The following is a 20,501-nucleotide window of genomic DNA, read 5'->3' on the forward strand; positions in this document are numbered from 1 at the left end:
ACCATGGTACGGACCCCATATGGGCCCCGGACCCCAGCCGGAGAAGGATCATGACCGCCACCCGTACCGCCATTCTCTACCGCATGGTCATGCCCGGCCACACCTGCCCTTATGGCCTGAAGGCCAGGGACCTGCTGCGCCGCCAGGGTTACGCGGTCGAGGATCATTGGCTCCGCACCCGCGAGGAGGTCGACGCCTTCAAGGCCGAGCACGGGGTGAAGACGACACCGCAGATCTTCGTCGGGGGCGAGCGGGTCGGCGGCTATGACGATCTGCGCCGCTTTTTCGGCAAGCGGGTCACCGATCCCAAAGCGACAACCTATCGCCCGGTCGCCGCGCTCTTCGCGATGACCGCGCTGATGGCGCTGGCCGCATCCCAGGCGGTCTATGCCACGCCCTTCACGGCCCGCGCGGCCGAGTGGTTCGTCGCGTTCAGCATGGCGGTCCTGGCCCTCCTGAAGCTCCAGAATGTCGAGAGCTTCGCGACCATGTTCCTGAACTACGACCTGCTCGCCAAACGCTGGGTCCCCTATTCCTACATCTACCCCTTTGCCGAGGGGCTGGCCGGGGTGCTGATGATCGCCAGGGTCGCGACCTGGGCCTCGGTGCCGATCGCGCTGGTCATCGGCGGCATCGGCGCGGTGTCGGTGGTCAAGGCGGTCTATATAGACCGTCGCGACCTGAAATGCGCCTGTGTCGGGGGCGCCAGCAACGTACCGCTGGGCTTCCTGTCGCTGACTGAAAATCTGATGATGATCGGCATGGCGGTGTGGATGATGGTGGAGCATGGCACGATGCTGACGTAGTGACATATAGATTTGTGGCTCAATTGAGGGGCTGTTAGCCTTGAGGCTGCATATGAACAGGCTCAGTCCCCTTCCCTCCCCCACGCTGCAACTACCCACGATCGTTGCCGCGGCGGACGAGCGGGCGCAGAAACACTTCCTGGAGTTCTTCGTCGCGACCATCCGCAACGCGCATACGCGGCGATCCTATGCGCGCGGCGTGTCGGACTTTCTAGCCTGGTGCGCCGAGCGCGGGGTGGTGGCCTTGCCCCGGATCGAGCCGATCCATGTTGCCGCCTGGATAGAGGAACTGGGCCGCGATCTGTCGGTGCCCACGGTCAAGCAACGGCTGGCCGGGGTGCGTCACCTGTTCGACTGGCTGGTCCGCTGCCAGGTCATACCGACCAATCCGGCGATATCGGTGCGCGGCCCCGCCTATAGCGTGCGGCGTGGCAAGACCCCAGTGCTCGACCCGGCCGAGGCGCGCGAACTGATCGACAGCATCGACGTATCGACGCCGATCGGCCTGCGTGACCGGGCGCTGATCGGCCTGATGGTCTACAGCTTCGCGCGGGTCGGCGCGGCACTGGATTGCAAGGTCGAGGATGTGTTCGTGCAGAATCGGCGCTTGTGGGTGCGGCTGCATGAAAAGGGCGGCAAGCGGCATGAGATGCCGTGCCACCACAATCTCGACGAGTATCTCCACGCCTATATAGACGGCTGCGGTCTGGCCGAGGATCGCAAGGGCTATCTCTTCCGCACCATCGCACGGGGCACCGGGCGGTTGTCGACGACCCCCCTGCCCCAGGCCAATGCCTATCAGATGGTACGCCGACGCGCGCTGGCGGCCGGGATCGGCACCGACATCTGCAACCACAGCTTCCGTGCGACGGGGATCACAGCCTATCTGACGAATGGCGGTACGCTCGAACGCGCGGCCGCGATGGCCAACCATGCCTCGACCCGGACGACCCAGCTTTATGACCGGCGCTCCGACGCGGTGACGCTCGACGAGGTGGAGCGGGTCACGATCTGAACCCGAGATGCCGATGTTTCCCCGGGGAACATCACCCCCATATCCTTCGCCTTGCCGCGTTGAATGAACTTTGCCATAAAACATTCTTTAAAGGTTCAAGGGGTGTGTGGGTGGCACAAGGTCATGCAATGTTATCCCAGATCGGCGATCTGGCGAGTGCGGGTGAGCGGATGATCGAGCGGTTGCGGCGCAAGGCGTTCCTGCCCGAAAGCCGCAAAGGCCTGCATGTCCGGTTCGGCATCGCCGAGGCCGCGCAGCTGCTGGGTTGTTCGACCAACCGCATCCGCATGGCCGAGGAGGATGGCCGCCTTCCCCCCGCCCCGGTCGCCGAGAATGGCCGTCGCCAGGGCTATACAGTCGAGCAGATGCTGGTGATGCGCGACGTGCTGGGTGCCTCGCCCGCGCGCGGGGACCAGGATGCGCCGGCGATCATCGCGGTGCAGAACTTCAAGGGCGGCGTCGGCAAGTCGACCGTCACCACCCATCTCGCCCATTATTTCGCCGTACAAGGCTACCGCGTGCTGGTCGTCGATTGCGACAGCCAGGCGACGACGACGACGCTGTTCGGCTTCAACCCGCATTTCAATATCACGCGCGAGGAAACGCTCTACCCCTATCTGTCGATCGACCCGACGCAGAGCGACCTGGCCTATGCGGTCAAGCCCACCCCCTGGCCCAATGTCGACCTGATCCCGTCCAACCTGGAGCTGTTCGACGTCGAATATGAGCTGGCCGCGGCGGGCAGCGACGGCGGGTCGGTGCTCGCCGCGCGCTTCCGCAAGCTGAAGGCCGGGCTGGCCGATCTGGCGGGGAATTACGACGTGGTGCTGCTCGACCCGCCGCCTGCGCTCGGCACGATCAGCCTGGCGGTGATGCAGGCGGCCAATGCGCTGCTGGTGCCGCTGGCCGCGACGACGCCCGATTTCTGCTCGACCGTCCAGTTCCTGTCGATGATGGACCAGGTACTCCACCAGCTGACCGGCGCGGGCATCGCGGTCGATTACCGCTTTGTCCGGCTGATCTGTTCCAAGTTCGACGGCAACGACCCCAGCCATGCGATGGTCCGCGCGATCATGGAGCAGAGCTTTGGCCCGGCGCTGTTGCCGGTCCCCATCCTGGAGTCCGCCGAGATCAGCCATGCCGCGATGCGGATGATGACCGTCTACGAACTCGACAAGCCGATCGGCACGCCCAAGACGCATAAGCGCAGCCGCGCCAATCTGGACGAGGCGATGCGCCAGGTCGAGCAGCTGGTCCGCCAGGGCTGGGGCCGGGTCGAGCCGCTGAGCGAAGAGGCGGTGATCCATGCGGCGGTATAAATTCATGCTGTCCTACAGCCTGATGTTTCATCCATGTTCTGCCGGGGAGACGATCCATGGCGCGTAAGCAATCCGATTATCTGGCCGATCTGCTGGCGGAGGAAGGCGAGGGGGCCATCCCCGCGAACGAGCGGCCCGCTCCGGAAGCGCGCAGCCGCGGCACCACGCTGCTCGGCCGCGAGTCCGCGCTCGCCCGTGTCGCCAGTGGTGAGGTGCGCCAGGTCACGCAGCTGCTGCTCGATCCGGCACGGGTGAAGATCTGGCCGGGCAATGCGCGCCATTACGATTTGCTGAGCGAAGACCAGTGTCGCGAGCTGATCGACTCGATCATCGCCGAAGGGGGCCAGAAGGTCCCCGCCGTGGTCCGCCGGATCGAGGGCGACCCCGATCATGATTTCGAGGTGATCGCGGGCACCCGGCGCCACTGGTCGATCAGCTGGCTGCGCGCGAACAGCTATCCCGACATGGCCTTTGTGGCGCAGGTCGCGCAGCTGGACGACGAAGCCGCATTCCGCTTGGCCGACCTGGAGAACCGCGCGCGCGCCGACGTGTCCGACCTGGAGCGGGCGCGCAATTACCTGTCCGCGCTGCGCACCCATTACGGCAACCACCAGACGCGCATGGCCGAGCGGTTGAAGCTGTCCAAGGGCTGGCTGTCCAAGATGCTGAAGGTCGGCGCGCTGCCTGACGCGGTCATTGCCGCCTTCGCCTCACCGCATGAGGTGCAGCTGAAGTCCGGTTACGCGCTGGCCCAGGCGATGCAGGACGAGGCCGAAGCACACGCAATCACCGGCATGGCCAAGGAGATCGCGTGCGAACAGGCCGAGCGGCGCGAGCATGGCAAACCTGCCATTCCGGCCGCCAATGTCGTGCGCCGGTTGCTGGGCGCGCGCAAGATGATGATGGGCGAAGACGGCGGGGCGGAGCCGTATCGCTATGCGAACGGCCATGGCCGCGACGTGCTGTCGATCCAGGCGATCAACCGCCACGGGGTGACGGTGCGGCTGCACGCCGATGCCACGGATACCGAGGGTTATGTCGACGCGCTGCGTCACATGCTGGCGCATCTGGAGGCGACGGGGCAGGGCCTGAAACGCTGAATGTTTCCCTGGGGAAACACCGGTTTCTAGCCGCCCCGGCGCGGGGAGGGGGACCATGCGCAGCATGATGGAGGGGGCTTTCCACAAAGGCTATCCCTTGTTGCAGCCCCCTCCGTCAGCGCCTGCGCAACGCCACCTCCCCGTACCGGGCAGGAATGGATTTGCCTGGAATGTTTCCCCGGGGAAACATCGACGCATTGCCCCGCTTCTCCCGTCATTCATGAGTTTTCTGAATCACCGCGACTTTGCGCTTCCGTTCCCCTCGCCACCGATTCAGGATGGCGTCATGCCGATCGCGCGCGAACATCGCTGGCTCTATCCGATCGACTGGCGCGAATTGTCGGCGCTGATCCGGTTCGGTCGCGCCAAGGGGCGGTGCGAGCATTGCGACCGGCCGCACGGCCGGGCCGTCGTGCATTTGGGCGACGGGCGCTGGTGGGATGACAAGCGCTCGGGCTGGCGCGATGCGAAGGGGCGCAAGGTGAGGGGGCTGGTCAGTCCCGCCGCCATGCTGGATCGGCAGCCGGGCCTGGCCGGGATCGCGCCGCCCTTACCCTATCGCGTAACCCGTGTGCTGCTGGCCAGTGCGCATCTCAACCATGATCCCGGCGACAACCGGCCGCGCAACCTGGCAGCGCTGTGCCAGGCCTGCCACATGCGACACGACGCGCGCGAGCATCGCCGTCGACGGCTGCGCAATCATTTCCGGGCCAGCGCGATCGGCGACCTCTTCGCCTGATCGCAAGGGCAGGCCATGCCCCGGTTTCACCCGGTCACGAAGGGTTGTGTCACTGTCGACGAATTCATACTCGAAAGCACGAACTCAGACGCGGTTTGGCCGCTATTCCCATCGGCATGGCCGGGTCCCCTCCCCAAAGTTCGTGCTTTCGAGTATGAAATCCAACATGACGCGAACCACCATGCCCGCCCGTAAAAAAGACGCCATTCCCGCCCGCTCGGGTGGTCGGCCGCAAGGCGATCTGTTCTATCTCGACAGCCCGCTCACCAGCGAGATCCGCGGCGAGCGATCGCTGATGGCCTTTCCCTTTTTCGCGCTCAGCAAGACCGCCTGGATGAAGCCGCTGACCTATTCGCACGCCAATGTCGCGATCGAGGTGCGTCCCTCGGCCAAGGGGGTGGCGACCATTTATGACAAGGAGATTGTCCTCTATATCGCCAGCCTGATGGCCGGAAAGATCGAGCGCGGCGAGGAGGTGGGGCAGGACTTCATCTTCACCGCGCACGACCTGTTCTCGGTCACCGGCTCGAACCATTCGGCGCGCTCATACCAGCGGCTGTCCGAGGCGCTGGAGCGGCTGCAGGGCACGCAGATCAAGACCAATATCGAGGCGGGCGGCGAGGGCGAGGAAGGCTTCTTCTCGTGGCTGTCCGAGGCAAGGCTCCATTATTCCAAGACAAAAACCGGCGAGCGCCGCCTGAAGGCGGTCAAGGTGCGGCTGTGTGACTGGCTCCACCGCGCGATCCTGCGCGACAAGCAGGTGCTGGCCTATGCCGCGGCCTATTTCCAGCTGGGGCCGGTCGAGCGGCGCATCTACGAGGTGGCCTGCGCCACTGCCGAGGACGGGCGGCTCGACATCGACCTGGCCACTTTCCGCCTGCAGGTCGGCTATCAGAACCCGCTGGCCAATTTCCGCGCCGCGATGAAGGCGATCGCGCAGGCCGATGCTATTCCCGACTTCCAGGTCGCGATCATTGAGGATGCCGAGGCCGAACCCACCGAGGGGCGGGGGAGGGGCCGCCGCGCGCCGTCCGCGCGGGTGATCGTCACGGCCCGTCCCAGGGCGCTGGAGGACCTGGCGGAAGCGGATGCGAATCACATCGATCCGTGATTCGCAGACGGGCGATCAATTCATACTCGATAGCACGAACTATCCGTCTGAATTGATACTTGATAGCACGAAGTCTTCGCTGAATTCATACTCGATAGCACGAATGATGTTGTCGATTTCGACCATTATCTTGCAGTTTTTTTGATTTCCTACTCGAAAGCACGAATCGTGACTGCTTTCTTTGTTGGAAATTACCTGCAAGGTTGCCCCTCATCGCGGGTCGCAGATCTGCGAAGGCAGCATATGGGAGCGGTCGTGACCACATAAAGGAAAGCCCGGCACGAAGGCCGGGCATCCCAGGTATTACAGGAGCGACGTCGCCAAACGTCGATCCAGGGTCTCACTAGCCCTCTCCTGATACGCCTGTCGCCCCTGCGGTTCAAGGATGCGCGCTTCGCGCCACACCCTTTCTTTATCTTTTTTGGTCCGGCCCCGGATATAAGGGGAAGGAAGATGATGGCGTTCACCTTGGGTGAAGCGGCGACGCGCGCGCTTGCGCGGATGACGGGCTCAACAGGGCAGGGGGCCCGCCCCCCTCAGACGAACATCCGCAAGCAGCATCGCACCGGCGCGCCGGTGCGGCGCGACAGTATCGAGGCGGGGACGTTCGAGGATATGTTCTTCGCGCATCCGGCCAAAGGCGAATGCGACCAGCTGATCCGCATCGCGCGCCAGGCGCTCGATGCCGGACGCCGCGCCAAACGCATCGCCCGCGTCGAAGGCAGGGGGTTGACCGGCCCTGAGGCCCTGCTCGCCAGCCTGACAGCGGGCGCGGTGCGCGTCTATGAGGAACTCTGCACGCTCGCGCGGCTGAATGGCGGCAAGGTCTATCCCAGCTACGATCGGCTGGCCGCCGCCACCGCACTGGGCCGCGCCACCGTCGCGCGCGCGCTGACCATCCTCGAGCAGGCCGGTTTCCTGGTCCGCCAGCGCCGTTTTCGCCGCGTGGAGGGGGAGGGGCCGGGGCCGCGCTTCGAGCAGACGTCCAACGCCTATCGCCCGGTCAGCCCCAAGCGCCTGCTGGCGCTGCTCCCGCGCTGGCTGCGCCCGGCCCCGGTTCCCGACGATGCCCTCCAGCACGCGAACGACGAAGCCGAGGAGCAGGAACGGCTGAAGGGGCAGCTGACGTGCCGGGAATTGGCGCAGTTGACGACCAGTGGCGCACTGGGGCGCGTGCTGGCGCGGTTGGGTGCGAGCTTGGATGCAATGCTCTCTTCACGCGAGTCTCATGGCGATCCTGAACCCCTCCTCAATTTATTAACTGAAGCGTGAAATGCCTCGACATAGTCGACCGAGACGCGTTGAAGGTCCACGGTACTTGGCGAGAAATTAAAACGGACCAATCCGCCCACCCGCAAATGCGGGATGTGCCGGCTTCGCCGGCACAATGCTCCCTAACGGAAGCAAGCGGGTCCGTCAGCCCGCTTTCGCGCCGTCGTGCCGGGTGGAGAGGAAAATGGGCAATGGATCCATTGCCATGGCGAAATCCCTGGTAAGATTTCATATCGACACGTCGGCATGTCGACATGTAGGTCCCATCCCATGCCGATGATCGCGATCGCCAGTTGCAAAGGGTTAACCAGGCCGAACATAGGTCCTTCAATATCGATATTCGGCCGCGTGGCCCGTCTCTCGAAAGGATTTCCCGATGAGCCCCGAGTCTAGCGGCGCCGTCACGACGCAAAGGCCTGACAAGCCAACAGGCCCAACCAGCCGGCAGGGGCGCAAGCAGATCGCCGGTTTCTTCACCCCGGAAATGTCCTTTTCAATGCACACTCTCGCCAGGCGACAAGGGAAAAGCCTGCAGGCTCTGATGGCCGAGGCGTTCAGCGACGTGCTACAAAAATACGGTGAAAGACCCGTCGGCGAGTAATTTCCCGGTATCTGGCTTCGTTTCCTTGATCTATCGACATATCGGATCAAAGAGCCTGCAATTCTAATTAGCGTGGTGTTTGCGTGCGCAATCCAATTATGACCCGACCCGGTGGTATCTGGACCACAGTATCTGGATTGATACTTGCCAATATATTCTTTGCGGTCGGCGTTCCATACGCCATTCGTGCAGCTTTGCTCGACGTCCCGGCCGATATCCGGATGCTCACCATCACCGCCCTGGGAACGGTCGCGGCGATTTGCGTTGCGATCTGGATGGTTCGCAGCATGATCACCTATCCCGGTGCCGAACTCAGTTCGTACACAATTCCTGCCTTTTTTCTCTCGTTCGGCACGCTCCTGCTATTCTTAATTCTGACCCGACTTGAGTATAGTCGATTTTTGATCATTATAAGTTTTGTTATATCTTTCGTCTGGACGCATTTCTCTCTTATTCGGGCCCAAGAGAAGCGAAAGCTATCCATCGGTGTTCTACCATTCGGAAATGCAAGAGATGTTCTTTCCTTGGACAAGGTAAACTGGTTCGTTATCGAAAACACAAACGACCCGGTGCTGAATTGTGACCTTGTCGTGACCGACTTACGGGTCAACCTGACCGATGAATGGGATCGCCAGGTTTCCGACTATGCATTGTCCGGCATTCGGGTCCTACATTACAAGCACCTCGTGGAATCGCTGACCGGCCAGGTCCAGCTCGAGCATCTTTATGAGAATAGCGCGGGGTCGCTGTCCCCCCAGCCCGTGTACATGAAGATCAAGCATTTCTTTGACTGGGTTGCCGCAGCCATGGCGGCAATCGTAGTGCTGCCGTTGATGATCGTGGTCGCGGCGGTGGTCGCCCTGGATTCGCGAGGTCCGATCCTGTTCCGTCAGGAGCGGATGGGATACAGAGGCGAAGTCTTTCGTGTCTTCAAATTCCGTACTATGCGCCATGGATCGGCCCTTGCCGATGCACGCAACAGCGCGATGACCCAGAGCGATGACGCCCGCATCACCCGTGTCGGGCGCTTCCTTCGCACATCGCGGATCGATGAACTTCCACAGATCATCAATATCCTGCGCGGCGAAATGAGCTGGATCGGTCCCCGTCCCGAGGCCGTTGCGCTTTCGCAATGGTACGAACAGGATATCGCATTCTATCGTTACCGCCATATCGTACGCCCAGGCATCTCGGGATGGGCGCAGGTCAACCAAGGGCACGTGACCAATGTCGAGGATGTCCGCAACAAGCTGAATTACGACTTTTATTATATCAAGAACTACTCGCCGTGGATCGACATGCTGATCGTGTTCAAGACGCTGGTGACCATGGCGACAGGTTATGGGGCGAAGTGATGTTGAAGCGAAAGGCCATGCGGTGCCTGCGCCGCATGGGATTGCGGCAGACATTACCAGCTGAACGGACGATCGGGCTCGACGAGCTCGAGCACCAGTGGCGATATCGGTACTCCCGGCCCGATCCCGTCGTGCAATTGCGCCGGCTATTGTCGCGTAGACGCTATCGTGCCTTCCCGGATCATGCCGAGGTCCGGCCGATCACGACACGCAGGGATCGGTGGATCGCCTATTTCGTCTATCTTCCAGAGGGAAAGAAGCTGGATGCTGCCCATCGTTATACGCTGGCGCGGCTGGCCGAAAGCGATGCGGGTCTCCTGATCGTCTGCGCTGCGCCATCTCAGGCCGATATTCCGACCGAACTGCGCGATGCGGCCGATGCGATGTTCTGGAAAGCCCTGAACGGGTTTGATTTTTCGGCTTATGCGATCGCACTTCATGCCGTGGCTAAGGCGAATCCGGGTGCCGATATGCTCGTTCTCAACGACTCGACCTATGGTCCATTTGTGCCGGTGGATACCCTGTGGTCGTCAATGGTATGGGATCTGACCGGGTTTACCGCCACTGGCCAGGTCGAAAATCATGTTCAATCCTACGCCTTCCTGCTGCGGCAGGTCACGCCAGAACGGATGGCGGGTCTGTCCGTATTTTCCCTCAAGGGCGCCTTTGATGACTATCAAGGTGTGGTGCTAGGTCAGGAAACGCGGCTTGCGGCGCAGGCGGCGCGGATGATGACGGTTGGTGCCTGGTGGCATGCTGATCCGACGGTGACCATCGATCCCAGTCTGTTTGCCGCGATCCCCCTGGTCGAGGCGGGTTTTCCGTTCCTCAAGCGCGGCTTGAGGACAAAGCACGCACGGATCTACTCCAAGGACGCGCTTGGTGCGCTGCTGGTCGACAGGGGGCATCCCGTCGACGATATTTGAGCGCTGGCCGGAAGCGATCGACGGTCGGTTCGCTCGACCTGTTTGACGTATGCCGGCCTTGTGTCCGGCTGAAATCCGAATGCTGTGCCAACCTCTTCTGGATATGAGGAGAGGTCGGCCATCAGGCTCGCTGACGACGGCCGAATGGAATATAGGCCAGTGCCAGCGACCTCACCCTGAGTGGTGCGGTTCGCCATGCTTCCACAATCGCCAGGATCAGGAGCGAGACGGCGCCGATTATCCAGTGAACCGAAAACGTCGTGGCAAACTGGCCCACGGCGACAGCACCGGCAAAAAGCAGGCCCGCTGTCACGGCACACCGTATCGGCAGTGCTTGCCGGTCTGCATAGAAGGACAGCAACACATAATCGAGAGCGCAGCGGAACAGGAAGGCGCCTGCGCAACCGACCAGTCCGAAGAAGCGCAGGCCGATATAGAGCGACACGAGATAGGGAATGAGCTCGGCGGCCAGGATGGCTGCGACCGTACGGGGGCGACCGCGGGCCTGGAGGACCGTGAAGGGCAGCAACGCCAGTCCGTTGAACCAGAACGCCGCCAGGAGCAATTGGGCCGACAATGTCGCGCGTGCCGCAAAAGCCTGACCGAGCCACAGGGCCAGGGCCGGTCCGGTCAGCAGGATGGCGAACACGACCGGTCCGGTCATGAGGGCGATCAGGATCAGCATGCTCTCGCGCGACAGCGCCGAAACTTCCTCGTCCGACCGCATGGCACTCAGTCTGGGGAACAGCGCATTGGTCAGCGCGGTGGGCAGGATGACGATCCGTTGCGTGACCTGATACGGAACGGAATAAAAGGTCACGGCCGCCGCGCCGATGACGGAGCCGATCGCGAAGCGATCCACGATTGTCAGAACGGGGGAGATCAAGGCGGTGACCGTCACCCATCCACCGAACCCCAGCAGGATGCGAACCTGGTTCCGTTCAAACTGGAAGCGACCGTTCCAGCCGAATTCCCGGTTGCAGGCGATCCAGAGGACCACGAGCGTGGCGATCCGGGTCGCCATGCCGGCAAGCAGCAGGACGGAAACATTCGGGCCCCAGTGCCATGCGATCGCCAGGGGCACGATTTGAAACAGGATGGTCGAGAGGATTCCGACCGCATTGGTCTGGGCAAAGCGTTCCCGCCCCTGCAGCGCCCCCGTCAACACCCCCGTCAGCGTGGCAATCGGCAGCGACAGGCCAAGCAGCGGCGCCGCAGCCGACAATTCGCCGCGAAGCGCCGGCGCGATCTTGAGGCCATGCGAAAAAAACAGGCTGGCGCCCAGCGCCAGAACGAGTCCGCCGACGACCCCGATCGCGACATTGACTGCGACGGCGGTGTGGAAGGTCGCGAGCCGCGCCGCTGGCTCTGCATCGCGCAGTTCGGCGATCCTGTGAATGGTCGCACGCCCCAGCCCGAGGTCGAACATGCCGAAATAGCCGAGCAAAAGCCAGGAAATCACAAGGACGCCGTAACGATCGACGCCGATGAGGTGAATATAGGCGGGGACCGTCAACAACGACAGACCCAGGGGGAGGACCAATCCCGCCAGATTGAACAGGGAATTGCGCTTAAGGCTCATAAGTTGCGGCGATCCTTGCCAACATGGCCGAGCCAGACGGTTCGTCTTGCGTCGAGAGAGACGGTGCGCTGATATCGCCTAGGGTTAAAAAGGCAAGGAGCGGGACAATCGTCGACCGGCCGCGCCACGATGGGACCATGCACGATACCGGCTGGGGTCCGCTGGTATCGTCCGAACGGGCGAACGGCACTGATGACCTCGATGTGTGCGTTCGTCATGTTCCCGGCGTCGGAGTTGCGCGAAATTGGGGGGTGTCACAATCGTCCGATACCTCTATTCGGCAAAAGCAACTGCTAATCAGGCACCAATTCCATGCAAAGAGACGAGCCAGCCGGCATGGGTTATATCATTGCGCGGTCGATCCGACGAGGATCCGACATATCGAAAGCCATCTCCATGCCCGACCAAGCGGATCAGCAGCGATGACGGGAGCCAACCGGCCCTGGCGCGTGGCACTCGTCACCGTCACCTATAACAGCGCGCCCGTCCTCGACGATTTCCTCGCTTCGTTGGATCGCCAGACCAGCACCGACTGGACGCTGGTCGCCGTTGACAATGCTTCGACGGATGCCACCCGCGAGATGCTGTCGAAGTGGCGGGGACCTCTCCATCTGATCGCCAACGATGCCAATCTGGGTTTCGCGGCGGCCACCAATCAGGGCATCGTCTGGGCGCGTGACCAAGGTTTCGACGCGGTCATGCTGCTCAACAACGACACGTTGTTCGAAGGGGATTTCATCGCCGGGACGCTGGAATTTCAGGCGCGCAATGGTGCCCAACTGATTGCGCCCGCCGTCACCTATGCCGATCATCCCGACCGCTTCTGGTTCGCCGATGGCGGTTATACCCATGCACGGGGCGGCTTTCAGGCGTGGATGGGCGAAAGCCTGCGCGACGGACCGTATTGGACCGCCGATTTCGCGCCCGGATGTGCCCTGCTGGTCGGCATGTCCGTGATCGACCGGATCGGGATGCTCGACGAACAATTCTTCGTCTATTGGGAGGATGTCGACTTCTGCATGCGGTGCCGGGATGCCGGTATCCCGGTCACGATCATCAGGGCACCGACAATCGCGCACAAGGTCAGTGCCTTGACCGGTGGGACATCGCCGTTCAGCACCCGGATGTACCACCACAACCAGATGCTGTTGCTGCGCAAGCATTTCGGAACGGTCGGCACCTGGTTGCAGGTGCCCGCTATCGTTGGAAAGATCGCCTATCGCCGTGTCAGCGGACGTGACGATAGCAAGACGACCGCCTTGCGGTTGCGTACGGTGGCTGGCGCCCTTCTGAGCGGCAAGGCCGAGGGGGCCGCCGCATGACGGCATCTCCCGAGCGGAAAGGCCATCTGGTCGCGCTCGACAGCCTGCGCGGCATTTGCGCGACGATTGTCGTCGTCCACCATTTCAATGTGGCAAGCCATCTCTACGGCTCGACCATTCAGCGCAACGGCTGGATGTTCGTCGACTTCTTCTTCGCGCTTAGCGGATTTGTCATCTATTATTCCTATGCGCACCGGTTGACCGAATGGCGGAGCTGCGTCCCGTTCATGATCAAGCGTTTCGGACGGGTCTGGCCGCTCCATGTGCTGATCCTGACGGTCCTGATCGCGGCCGAGGTGGCGAAATCGGTGACCGGCTACGGCGCAGGCGGCGGACATGGGGCATTCGGGCCGCAGATGGAGGTCGGCACGATCCTGCCCAACCTGCTCCTGATCCAGGCCCTGGGCTTCGACCAGCCGAGCTGGAACCAGCCGGCATGGAGTATCAGCGTCGAGTTCTGGACCTATGGCATTTTCGCGACCCTGGCGGTGCTGGCCGGGCGTCGATTGATACCGGTCGCTACCGCGATCGTGATCGTCTGTGCGGTTCTGATCGGCGCCGTATTCGAACAGCATCTCGACGTATCAAGCGATTATGGCATCGTCCGCTGCCTTTACGGTTTCATGCTCGGCACATGCGTCGCGAACGCCTTTAGGCGGGGTTGGTTGAAACCCTTGGCGGGAACCGTCGCCGAAGTGGCGGTAACGCTGGCGACCGTCGCGATTCTTTTCGCGGGTAACAGTGCCTGGAGCGTCCTGGCGACGCCGGTCTTCGCACTCGCCATTGCCGTCTTCGCGAATGAAGGCGGTGTCGTCAGTCGCGCGCTGCACGCCCACCCGATCGAACGGCTCGGACTCTGGTCCTATTCCATCTACATGATCCATATCCCCCTCATCATCATCGGCTTCAACCGCGTCTTGACGGTCTTGGCCACGCGCACCGGGGGGGGGAGGAAAGACCATGTCTGATCCCGCCGATGCGACCATCGCATCACGCCCGAACACCATCAGCAACGCTATGCAGCTGGCGCTTCTCTGCCTGATCGTCTTCACCCCCTCGGCACTTCGCTACCTGTTCAACATGTCCTCTTTCGCACCGGGTGTCGCGGCGGTTGCGTTGCTAGTATGGGGGGGGGGGATCATCGGGATCATCGATGGCCCTAGAACATCAGGAGCCCGACATATGGCGGCGGTCCTGATATCCTGTGGTCTGATCACCGCACATATCGCGCTGACCTACGTCTTGGGAGAGCCCGACCTCGAGCGCCCTCTGACGTCGCTACTACTCCTTACTTTCATCCTGCTGGCCTCGCGTCAGGTCGGGCATACGCTCTTCGCAGTAGAAGCTAATCATCGCTTCGTCCTCTATGCCATGCTTTTAATCTTTGCTTTGATCGCCGTGCTCGGTCTGTTGGGAATTGCGCCGCCCAGCGTGGCGGCGTCGGAAAGGCCGCTTTTTCCGTTTACCGAACCATCTCACTATGCGTTCACGGTCATGCCGTTCCTGATCTATGCCGTCGTGACCAGCTCGCAGGTGCTTCGCTTGGTCATTCTTGCCATCGTCGCGGTTGCGGTTATTCTCCTGAAGAGCCTGTCACTTGCAATCGGATTGGTCCTGGCTGGTGCGTGTTGCCTTAATGGGATCGCGTTGGCGATCTTTCTACTGATTTCTGCCATCGGCGTCAGCGTCGTCGACCTGTCCTACTTCACGGATCGGCTCGACTTCAGCTATGCCAACGAAAACCTGTCTATGCTGGTCTATCGTCAGGGTAGCGAACTCATGGGAAAGTCGCTGACCGAAACCTGGGGGTGGGGGATTGGATTCCAGCGGCTGGGTTTCACCGATCTATTCACCGTGTCCAGTAATATCATTTATGCCCTGACGCATGAGGATCTCAATTTGCGTGACGGCGGATTCACCACCGCAAAGATGATCACCGAATTCGGTGTTGCAGGCCTTGTCCTAATCATAATCTATCTGGCCGTCATGATCCGCTGTATCATGATGCTGCGGCGTCTGGCGGGGCGGCGTGCATCGCTACCGGACGGCGTCGTCTTCGCCTTGTCCTGTTTTGTCGGCTTCGCCATCGAGTTATTCGTGCGCGGTGCCGGATATTTCACATCGACCGCCCTGATGGCGGTTGCCGCGCTTCCCTACATCCGAAGCGTTTATCGGAAGACGACTTCCCATGCAGAGATCTGAAGCCAAGCCGCACGTAGCGGCGAACCTGACCTTCATCGAGGCGAGGGCACTGACGGGACCGGGATATTACGCCGCGCAGGTCTTTGAAGGACTGGCGGCGATGGCCGATGCCGGGCAGTTGCCGTTCCGGCTGCACGGCTATGTCCAAGATGGGGCCCGGCATCATTTTTCCGACAGCGCCAATGCCTATCTTACCGGTGTGGGGACGCTGCGCGGCCGTGCCGGTCGGGTCGCGTTCGAACAGCTGATGCTGCCGTTTCGAAGCAAACGCGACAAGGTGGAACTTCTCTGGAGCCCTGGTTTCGTCAGCCCGCTCTGGGGGGCCCGGGTCCTGGTGGCGACCGTGTGCGACATGTACTACAGCGTCGTTCCGGAGGTCGTCGAACCCCGGCAGCGCCAATATTGGAAGACGATGATCCCGATGACGGCACGGGTCTGTCGCGCGCTGATCACGATTTCGGAGAACAGCAAGCGGGACATGGTGAACCTGTTGCCGGTGCGTCCTGAGCAGGTCTACGTCACGCCGCTGGCAAGCCGGATGAACCGTCGGGATTTTCCGGTCAACGAGCCGGAGATCGCCGGCCCGTACATCCTGCTGGTTGCGAACACGACCTCCAACAAGAATTGCGAGCGGGTCATGGCGGCGATCGCGCTGCTGCGGACGCGCGAGCGGCCGATCCGGCTTGTGCATATCGGTAACGACATCGATGGTCGTCTCCGTGCCGCGGCCCGAGAAGCGGGGGTCGATGACCTGCTCCTGTCGCTGGGCAAGGTCAGTGACGCGACGCTTGCCAACGCCTATCAGCATTGTCGAGCGACGATCGTCGCATCGACCTATGAGGGTTTTGGAATGCCTGCGGCCGAGGCGCAGGCCATGGGTGCACCGCTCATCTGTTCCAATCGATCGGCGTTGCCCGAGGCGGCGGGGGGGCTCGAGCGGGAGGCCGCCCTGTTCGTCGACCCCTTCGATATCGGTCAGATCGCCGACGCCATCGACCGGATCGCCGCTGACGAGGAATTGCGCACGCTATTGGCCGCGCGCGGCCTGGAACAGGCCCAGACGATGACGTGGCAACGGACCGTCCAGCAGACCGTCTCGGCCTTCGAGGCGGCTCTCGCATGACCATGACCCCGGCATCCCACCGGTACGACGTCGTGGGCAGTTGCGTCCTGTTCAACACGCCGCTGGATGAAATTACGCGAATGGTTGTCCAATTCGGGCAGAGCGGCTGTCGCACCCATCTGATGTTCGTCGACAACAGTCCCGAGCCGATCGCGATGCCCGCCTTCGATCCGGAGCGGGTGACCGTGCTGCGTCCCGGTCGCAATCTGGGATACGGGGCCGGAAACAACCGCGCTCTGACCGCGTCCGCCGGATGGTCCCGCTTCTTCCTCATCCTGAACAGCGATCTGGAGTTTGACGGGCAGGGCATCGATCGGATGGTATCATATCTGGACCATCATCCCGACGTCGTCCTGGCGGCGCCCAGGGTAGTCTACCCGGATGGGCGCCTCCAAACCCTATGCCGGTTGTTGCCGACGCCTGCCGACCTGCTCGGACGGCAGTTCCGCCCGAATGCGAAGGCGACGCACGATCGCAATGTCCGGTACGAATTCCGCGACTGGAGCTACGACCATCCCGCGCAATTTCCGTTTCTGTCGGGATGCTTCATGCTGGCGCGCCGCTCCGCGCTGGATGAATTGGGCGGATTTGACGAACGGTTCTTCCTCTATGGCGAGGACGTGGATCTTTCGCGCCGGCTTCATGCCAAGGGGCGCACGATGTTCGTTCCGGTGATGACCATCGTCCATGACTATCGGTCCCGGGTCGGGTTCAAGCCGCATCTGATCCGCCTCATGGTGACGAACCTGGCGCGCTATTTTTCCAAATGGGGTTGGGTTTTCGATCGCGATCGCGGCGCCATCAATCGGCGCGCGGTCGCCGAACTCGACCGGTTTCGCAACGAGGGCCCTTGAGCAGAGGGCGTCACCGCTGACCGCTGCCGCGCCGTCATCAATTCATAACGAACTCAGGGTGGCGCTAACGCTGCCGATCGACAGATCGGCCAGGTAGTCGAGCCGGACCGGGCCGGGACTGGGCGGTGCCCGGGATATTGGTGCCAAGCTGTCGGGCCGCGTCAGCCGGCGGACCGGTCACCGGGTCTGACGCCTGCGCTTTGCAGTCGAGGTTGGGGTCGGTTCCGGCTGAGGGCGAAATGACACCCTAAGCGCCAGGGTCCTCCGGCCAGAGGTATTCGCCGGTAAGGAGGATGTGCGCCCACCCCAGCGGAGAGACGTGGGCGAGAAGATGGTCGGGCGTGTCCAGCCCTTCGCGACGCCGGGCCTCGACGGCATTGCCGAGGTGCAAGGTGTTCCAGTAGACGATGATGGCGGTGAGCAGGTTCAGGCCCGCGATCCGGTAGTGCTGGCCTTCGCTGGTACGGTCGCGGATTTCGCCTTGGCGACCGATGCGCAGCGCGTTCTTGAGCGCGTGGTGCGCTTCGCCCTTGTTGAGGCCGACCAGCGCGCGGCGCTGCATCCCGGTATCGAGGATCCATTCGATGATGAACAGCGTGCGCTCGATCCGCCCGACCTCGCGCAGGGCTGCGGCCAAGTCGTTCTGGCGGGGATAGGCGGCGAGCTTGCGCAGGATACGGCTCGGCGCGATCCGGCCGGCACTCATGGTGGCGGCACAGCGGAACAGGTCGGGCCAGTTGGCGACGACCAGCGCCTCGCGCGCCTTGCCGCCCACCAGCGGGCGCAGTTCGCTTGGCGTAGCAGCAGGGTCGAAGACGTACAGCCGTTTGGAAGGCAGGTCTCGGATACGCAGCACGAGGCGATAGCCGAGCATCACGCTGATACCGAACAGGTGGTCGGTAAACCCGCCGGTGTCGGCATATTGCTCCTCGATCCGTCGGCCCGCCTCGTTCATCGTCAGCCCGTCGAGCAGATAGGGTGCCTCGCTGACAGTCGCGGGGATGGACTGCGACGCGAACGGCGCGAAGCGGTCGTTGACGTGGGTATAAGCCTTGATGCCGGGATCGTTGCCGTAGCGGGCGTTGACCGTGTTCATCGCCTCGCCCTGCCGCGCGGCAGGATAGAATTGACCATCGGCGGATGCGGTGGTGCCCATGCCCCAGACCCGCGCCATGGGCAGGTCGCCCTGCGCGGCGACCACGGCGGCCAGTGCCTGATCGATCGCCTCGCTCTCGACATGCCAGCGCGCGAGGCGGGAGAGCTGCCAGTAATCGTGGGTATTGCAGGCTTCGGCCATCTTGCGCAGGCCGAGGTTCAGCCCCTCGGCGAGCAGGACATTGAGCAGGCCGATCCGGTCGCCACACGGCACGCCGGTGCGCAGGTGGGTGAAGGCATCGGTGAAGCCGAGCGCTGCATCGACTTCGATCAGCAGATCGGTGATGCGAACTGGCGGCAGGCGACGGTACAGATCGAGCACCAGCTCCTCGATCCCGTCCGGCGGATCGGCGGTGAGACGGTCGATGCGCAGCGTGCCGTCCTCGATGCTGCCATGCGGGATCGTTCCGTTCCGCGCGGCGCGACCGAGCCGGGCAAGGCCATCGGCAAGCCGCGCCTTGCGATCGGCGAGCCAGACATGCGGGTCGGGCGGCACCACCAGCTTCATGGTGCGCGCGACCGTCATCGGTACGAGGACATGGCGCAGGTCACCATAGCGGTGCGAGCGGTCAAGCCAGATGTCGCCTGAGCGCAGCGCGTCGCGCAGGTGGAACATCACCGCGACCTCACGGAGGCGAGCATCGTCCCCGCCCTTTACCCGCAACTGACGACGCCATTTGGAATGCGGGCGCAGGAAATCGTCGGCCGCCGGGAGTTCGCCCTTGGCGGCGATGGCCTTCACCGCGTCGAGCAGGGGGCGGGCCACCGGCGCGGCTGCGAGGTCGAGGCAGCGGAGCATACGCGGCGCATAGCGGCGGAAGCGGTGATAGCCCCGATCGACATGCGCCAGCGGATCGTCGCCCAGCGTGTAGGTCAACGTCCTTGCCGTCGCAACGAGGCGGTCGAGCCGGTCCCATCCTGCCGCGTGCGCGACCGCATCCTCCAGCGACGCGCCCTCACCATGTGCGTCGAGCAGCGATCGCCCGAGCGCGGCGAACCCGTCCAGCGTCGCGGTGACCGCACCTCTGGTTTCCGCAGCACGCGCATCGTGCAACTGCTTCGCCTCGCGCCAAGTGCGGCCGACGATCCGGTCGTGCGTCTCGATAACGGCATCGGCAGTCGCGGCCGCCCATTCGATGACACAGACCGCGAGGATGGCGCGACGCCGATCGGCGTTCAGGTCACGCAGCCCATCGGCGAAATAACGTTCGCCCTGCCTGCGCAGACAAGCGACGCGGTGCGGCGGGATGCCGGCGAGCAGGTCAGCGCCGAGGTTCATCGCGCGCAAGAACTCTAATCGGTCGAGCAGCCGGTTCGCCGCGCCGGAATTGTTGCCCGGCTCGATCCGGCGCAGCCAGCTGAAGCGGCTGATCGCGCCCGGCAGCATCTCGGTCGTCAGCCGGTCGAGCCGGGTGCAGGCGACACGATCGAGGCGCGCGGCGATCCGCTTCTCGATCGCGCGCTCGGCCGCGACCAGCGCGTCGGCGCACAGCCGCTCGATGGTGGTGATCGCCGGCAGGATGGTTATGGTGTCGCGACAGCGGGCGATGAAGCGCCGGGCAAGATCGTCGTTGGAGCGCGCCTGTTCGGCTTCGGCGAGCAGCCAGTCGCGGAATGCCCGTCCCGGTGCGCCCTGACCGGGGAACGCCCTGTAGCCGTAGGTCCGGCGCAGCACCTCCATGTGCTGCTGGCGGGTCTGGCGGCGGACGGCATAGCGGACGAGCGTGTCGCCGGTGATGCCGAGCTGGGCACCGAGGAAGGCCGACACCGCCAGCGGGATGACTTCGCCCGGTGCCAGCATCCGGCCGGGATAGCGCAGCGCACACAGTTGCAGCGCGAAGCCGATCCGGTTCTCCGGGCGTCGTCGTCGGTCGATATGGATCAGATCGTCGTCGGCCAAGATGTAATGCCGCAGCAGCGACGGCTCGTCGGTCGGCAGGTCGAGCAGCGCCGACCGTTGCCGGGCGCTCAGGATATGGCGGCGCGGCATGGCCCAGTGTCCCAGTTGAACAGAAGTCT

General features: G+C 63.0%; 17 protein-coding genes. 15 read left to right on the forward strand and 2 right to left on the reverse strand.

Annotated elements, in window-relative coordinates:
- Nucleotides 1-50: 50 nt before the first annotated feature.
- The 10 genes from SOM26_RS16510 (at nt 51) to SOM26_RS16555 (ending at nt 10,244) form a co-directional block, all read left to right on the forward strand.
- Nucleotides 51-806, forward strand: a complete 756-nt coding sequence (locus SOM26_RS16510) for a MauE/DoxX family redox-associated membrane protein (RefSeq protein ID WP_320453811.1) — start codon at nt 51-53, stop codon at nt 804-806.
- A gap of 52 nt (nt 807-858) precedes the next feature.
- Nucleotides 859-1,821: a tyrosine-type recombinase/integrase gene (locus SOM26_RS16515; RefSeq protein WP_320453812.1), complete on the forward strand. Its 963-nt coding sequence runs from the start codon at nt 859-861 to the stop codon at nt 1,819-1,821.
- A 128-nt stretch (nt 1,822-1,949) separates the two neighbouring features.
- On the forward strand, nt 1,950-3,140 hold the full coding sequence (locus SOM26_RS16520; protein ID WP_320453813.1) for an AAA family ATPase: 1,191 nt from the start codon (nt 1,950-1,952) through the stop codon (nt 3,138-3,140).
- A 56-nt stretch (nt 3,141-3,196) separates the two neighbouring features.
- A complete protein-coding gene (locus tag SOM26_RS16525; RefSeq protein WP_320453814.1) occupies nt 3,197-4,240 on the forward strand; it encodes a ParB/RepB/Spo0J family partition protein in 1,044 nt (347 codons plus the stop codon).
- 220 nt (nt 4,241-4,460) lie between these two features.
- The gene (locus SOM26_RS16530; protein WP_320453815.1) at nt 4,461-4,979 is read left to right on the forward strand and encodes a hypothetical protein; all 519 of its coding nucleotides are present in this window, start codon (nt 4,461-4,463) and stop codon (nt 4,977-4,979) included.
- A 166-nt stretch (nt 4,980-5,145) separates the two neighbouring features.
- Nucleotides 5,146-6,090: a replication initiator protein A gene (locus SOM26_RS16535; RefSeq protein WP_414712083.1), complete on the forward strand. Its 945-nt coding sequence runs from the start codon at nt 5,146-5,148 to the stop codon at nt 6,088-6,090.
- Between the two features lie 453 nt (nt 6,091-6,543).
- Nucleotides 6,544-7,362, forward strand: coding sequence for a helix-turn-helix domain-containing protein (locus SOM26_RS16540; RefSeq protein ID WP_320453816.1), 819 nt, complete (start codon nt 6,544-6,546; stop codon nt 7,360-7,362).
- 376 nt (nt 7,363-7,738) lie between these two features.
- Nucleotides 7,739-7,963: a ribbon-helix-helix domain-containing protein gene (locus SOM26_RS16545; RefSeq protein WP_320453817.1), complete on the forward strand. Its 225-nt coding sequence runs from the start codon at nt 7,739-7,741 to the stop codon at nt 7,961-7,963.
- A gap of 83 nt (nt 7,964-8,046) precedes the next feature.
- On the forward strand, nt 8,047-9,318 hold the full coding sequence (locus SOM26_RS16550) for a sugar transferase (protein WP_320453818.1): 1,272 nt from the start codon (nt 8,047-8,049) through the stop codon (nt 9,316-9,318).
- Nucleotides 9,318-10,244, forward strand: a complete 927-nt coding sequence (locus tag SOM26_RS16555; RefSeq protein ID WP_320453819.1) for a rhamnan synthesis F family protein — start codon at nt 9,318-9,320, stop codon at nt 10,242-10,244. The genes SOM26_RS16550 and SOM26_RS16555 overlap by 1 nt, the downstream gene beginning before the upstream one ends.
- Before the next feature lie 121 nt (nt 10,245-10,365).
- Here SOM26_RS16555 and SOM26_RS16560 read toward each other — a convergent pair whose 3' ends face one another.
- On the reverse strand, nt 10,366-11,826 hold the full coding sequence (locus SOM26_RS16560) for a flippase (protein ID WP_320453820.1): 1,461 nt from the start codon (nt 11,824-11,826) through the stop codon (nt 10,366-10,368).
- A gap of 422 nt (nt 11,827-12,248) precedes the next feature.
- Here SOM26_RS16560 and SOM26_RS16565 point away from each other — a divergent pair, with 422 nt between their 5' ends.
- From SOM26_RS16565 to SOM26_RS16585, 5 genes are read left to right on the forward strand one after another with little or no spacing between them, the layout of a single operon-like run.
- Nucleotides 12,249-13,148 carry a glycosyltransferase family 2 protein gene (locus tag SOM26_RS16565; RefSeq protein WP_320453821.1) on the forward strand — a complete coding sequence of 300 codons (900 nt, stop codon included), beginning with the start codon at nt 12,249-12,251 and terminating at the stop codon, nt 13,146-13,148.
- A complete protein-coding gene (locus tag SOM26_RS16570) occupies nt 13,145-14,116 on the forward strand; it encodes an acyltransferase family protein (RefSeq protein ID WP_320453822.1) in 972 nt (323 codons plus the stop codon). Before SOM26_RS16565 ends, SOM26_RS16570 begins: the two co-directional genes overlap by 4 nt.
- Nucleotides 14,109-15,350: a hypothetical protein gene (locus SOM26_RS16575; protein ID WP_320453823.1), complete on the forward strand. Its 1,242-nt coding sequence runs from the start codon at nt 14,109-14,111 to the stop codon at nt 15,348-15,350. The genes SOM26_RS16570 and SOM26_RS16575 overlap by 8 nt, the downstream gene beginning before the upstream one ends.
- Nucleotides 15,337-16,473 carry a glycosyltransferase family 4 protein gene (locus tag SOM26_RS16580; protein ID WP_320453824.1) on the forward strand — a complete coding sequence of 379 codons (1,137 nt, stop codon included), beginning with the start codon at nt 15,337-15,339 and terminating at the stop codon, nt 16,471-16,473. Before SOM26_RS16575 ends, SOM26_RS16580 begins: the two co-directional genes overlap by 14 nt.
- Nucleotides 16,470-17,327 carry a glycosyltransferase gene (locus tag SOM26_RS16585; protein WP_320453825.1) on the forward strand — a complete coding sequence of 286 codons (858 nt, stop codon included), beginning with the start codon at nt 16,470-16,472 and terminating at the stop codon, nt 17,325-17,327. The genes SOM26_RS16580 and SOM26_RS16585 overlap by 4 nt, the downstream gene beginning before the upstream one ends.
- A 247-nt stretch (nt 17,328-17,574) precedes the next feature.
- Here the strand turns inward: SOM26_RS16585 and SOM26_RS16590 are convergent, their stop codons facing one another.
- Complete coding sequence (locus SOM26_RS16590) at nt 17,575-20,472, reverse strand: Tn3 family transposase (RefSeq protein ID WP_320453826.1); 2,898 nt, start codon at nt 20,470-20,472, stop codon at nt 17,575-17,577.
- Nucleotides 20,473-20,501: the final 29 nt, after the last annotated feature.

The sequence above is a fragment of the Sphingomonas sp. CFBP8993 genome (assembly GCF_034044895.1).
Lineage (GTDB): Bacteria > Pseudomonadota > Alphaproteobacteria > Sphingomonadales > Sphingomonadaceae > Sphingomonas.

Excerpts from the sequence above, each read along its gene's own strand:
- SOM26_RS16510 (WP_320453811.1), top strand. The coding sequence starts at position 51 with ATGACCGCCACCCGTACCGCCATTCTCTACCGCATGGTCATGCCCGGC.
- SOM26_RS16515 (WP_320453812.1), top strand. The coding sequence starts at position 859 with ATGAACAGGCTCAGTCCCCTTCCCTCCCCCACGCTGCAACTACCCACG.
- SOM26_RS16520 (WP_320453813.1), top strand. The coding sequence starts at position 1,950 with ATGTTATCCCAGATCGGCGATCTGGCGAGTGCGGGTGAGCGGATGATC.
- SOM26_RS16525 (WP_320453814.1), top strand. The coding sequence starts at position 3,197 with ATGGCGCGTAAGCAATCCGATTATCTGGCCGATCTGCTGGCGGAGGAA.
- SOM26_RS16530 (WP_320453815.1), top strand. The coding sequence starts at position 4,461 with ATGAGTTTTCTGAATCACCGCGACTTTGCGCTTCCGTTCCCCTCGCCA.
- SOM26_RS16535 (WP_414712083.1), top strand. The coding sequence starts at position 5,146 with ATGACGCGAACCACCATGCCCGCCCGTAAAAAAGACGCCATTCCCGCC.
- SOM26_RS16540 (WP_320453816.1), top strand. The coding sequence starts at position 6,544 with ATGATGGCGTTCACCTTGGGTGAAGCGGCGACGCGCGCGCTTGCGCGG.
- SOM26_RS16545 (WP_320453817.1), top strand. The coding sequence starts at position 7,739 with ATGAGCCCCGAGTCTAGCGGCGCCGTCACGACGCAAAGGCCTGACAAG.
- SOM26_RS16555 (WP_320453819.1), top strand. The coding sequence starts at position 9,318 with ATGTTGAAGCGAAAGGCCATGCGGTGCCTGCGCCGCATGGGATTGCGG.
- SOM26_RS16560 (WP_320453820.1), bottom strand. The coding sequence starts at position 11,826 with ATGAGCCTTAAGCGCAATTCCCTGTTCAATCTGGCGGGATTGGTCCTC.
- SOM26_RS16565 (WP_320453821.1), top strand. The coding sequence starts at position 12,249 with ATGACGGGAGCCAACCGGCCCTGGCGCGTGGCACTCGTCACCGTCACC.
- SOM26_RS16570 (WP_320453822.1), top strand. The coding sequence starts at position 13,145 with ATGACGGCATCTCCCGAGCGGAAAGGCCATCTGGTCGCGCTCGACAGC.
- SOM26_RS16575 (WP_320453823.1), top strand. The coding sequence starts at position 14,109 with ATGTCTGATCCCGCCGATGCGACCATCGCATCACGCCCGAACACCATC.
- SOM26_RS16580 (WP_320453824.1), top strand. The coding sequence starts at position 15,337 with ATGCAGAGATCTGAAGCCAAGCCGCACGTAGCGGCGAACCTGACCTTC.
- SOM26_RS16585 (WP_320453825.1), top strand. The coding sequence starts at position 16,470 with ATGACCATGACCCCGGCATCCCACCGGTACGACGTCGTGGGCAGTTGC.
- SOM26_RS16590 (WP_320453826.1), bottom strand. The coding sequence starts at position 20,472 with ATGCCGCGCCGCCATATCCTGAGCGCCCGGCAACGGTCGGCGCTGCTC.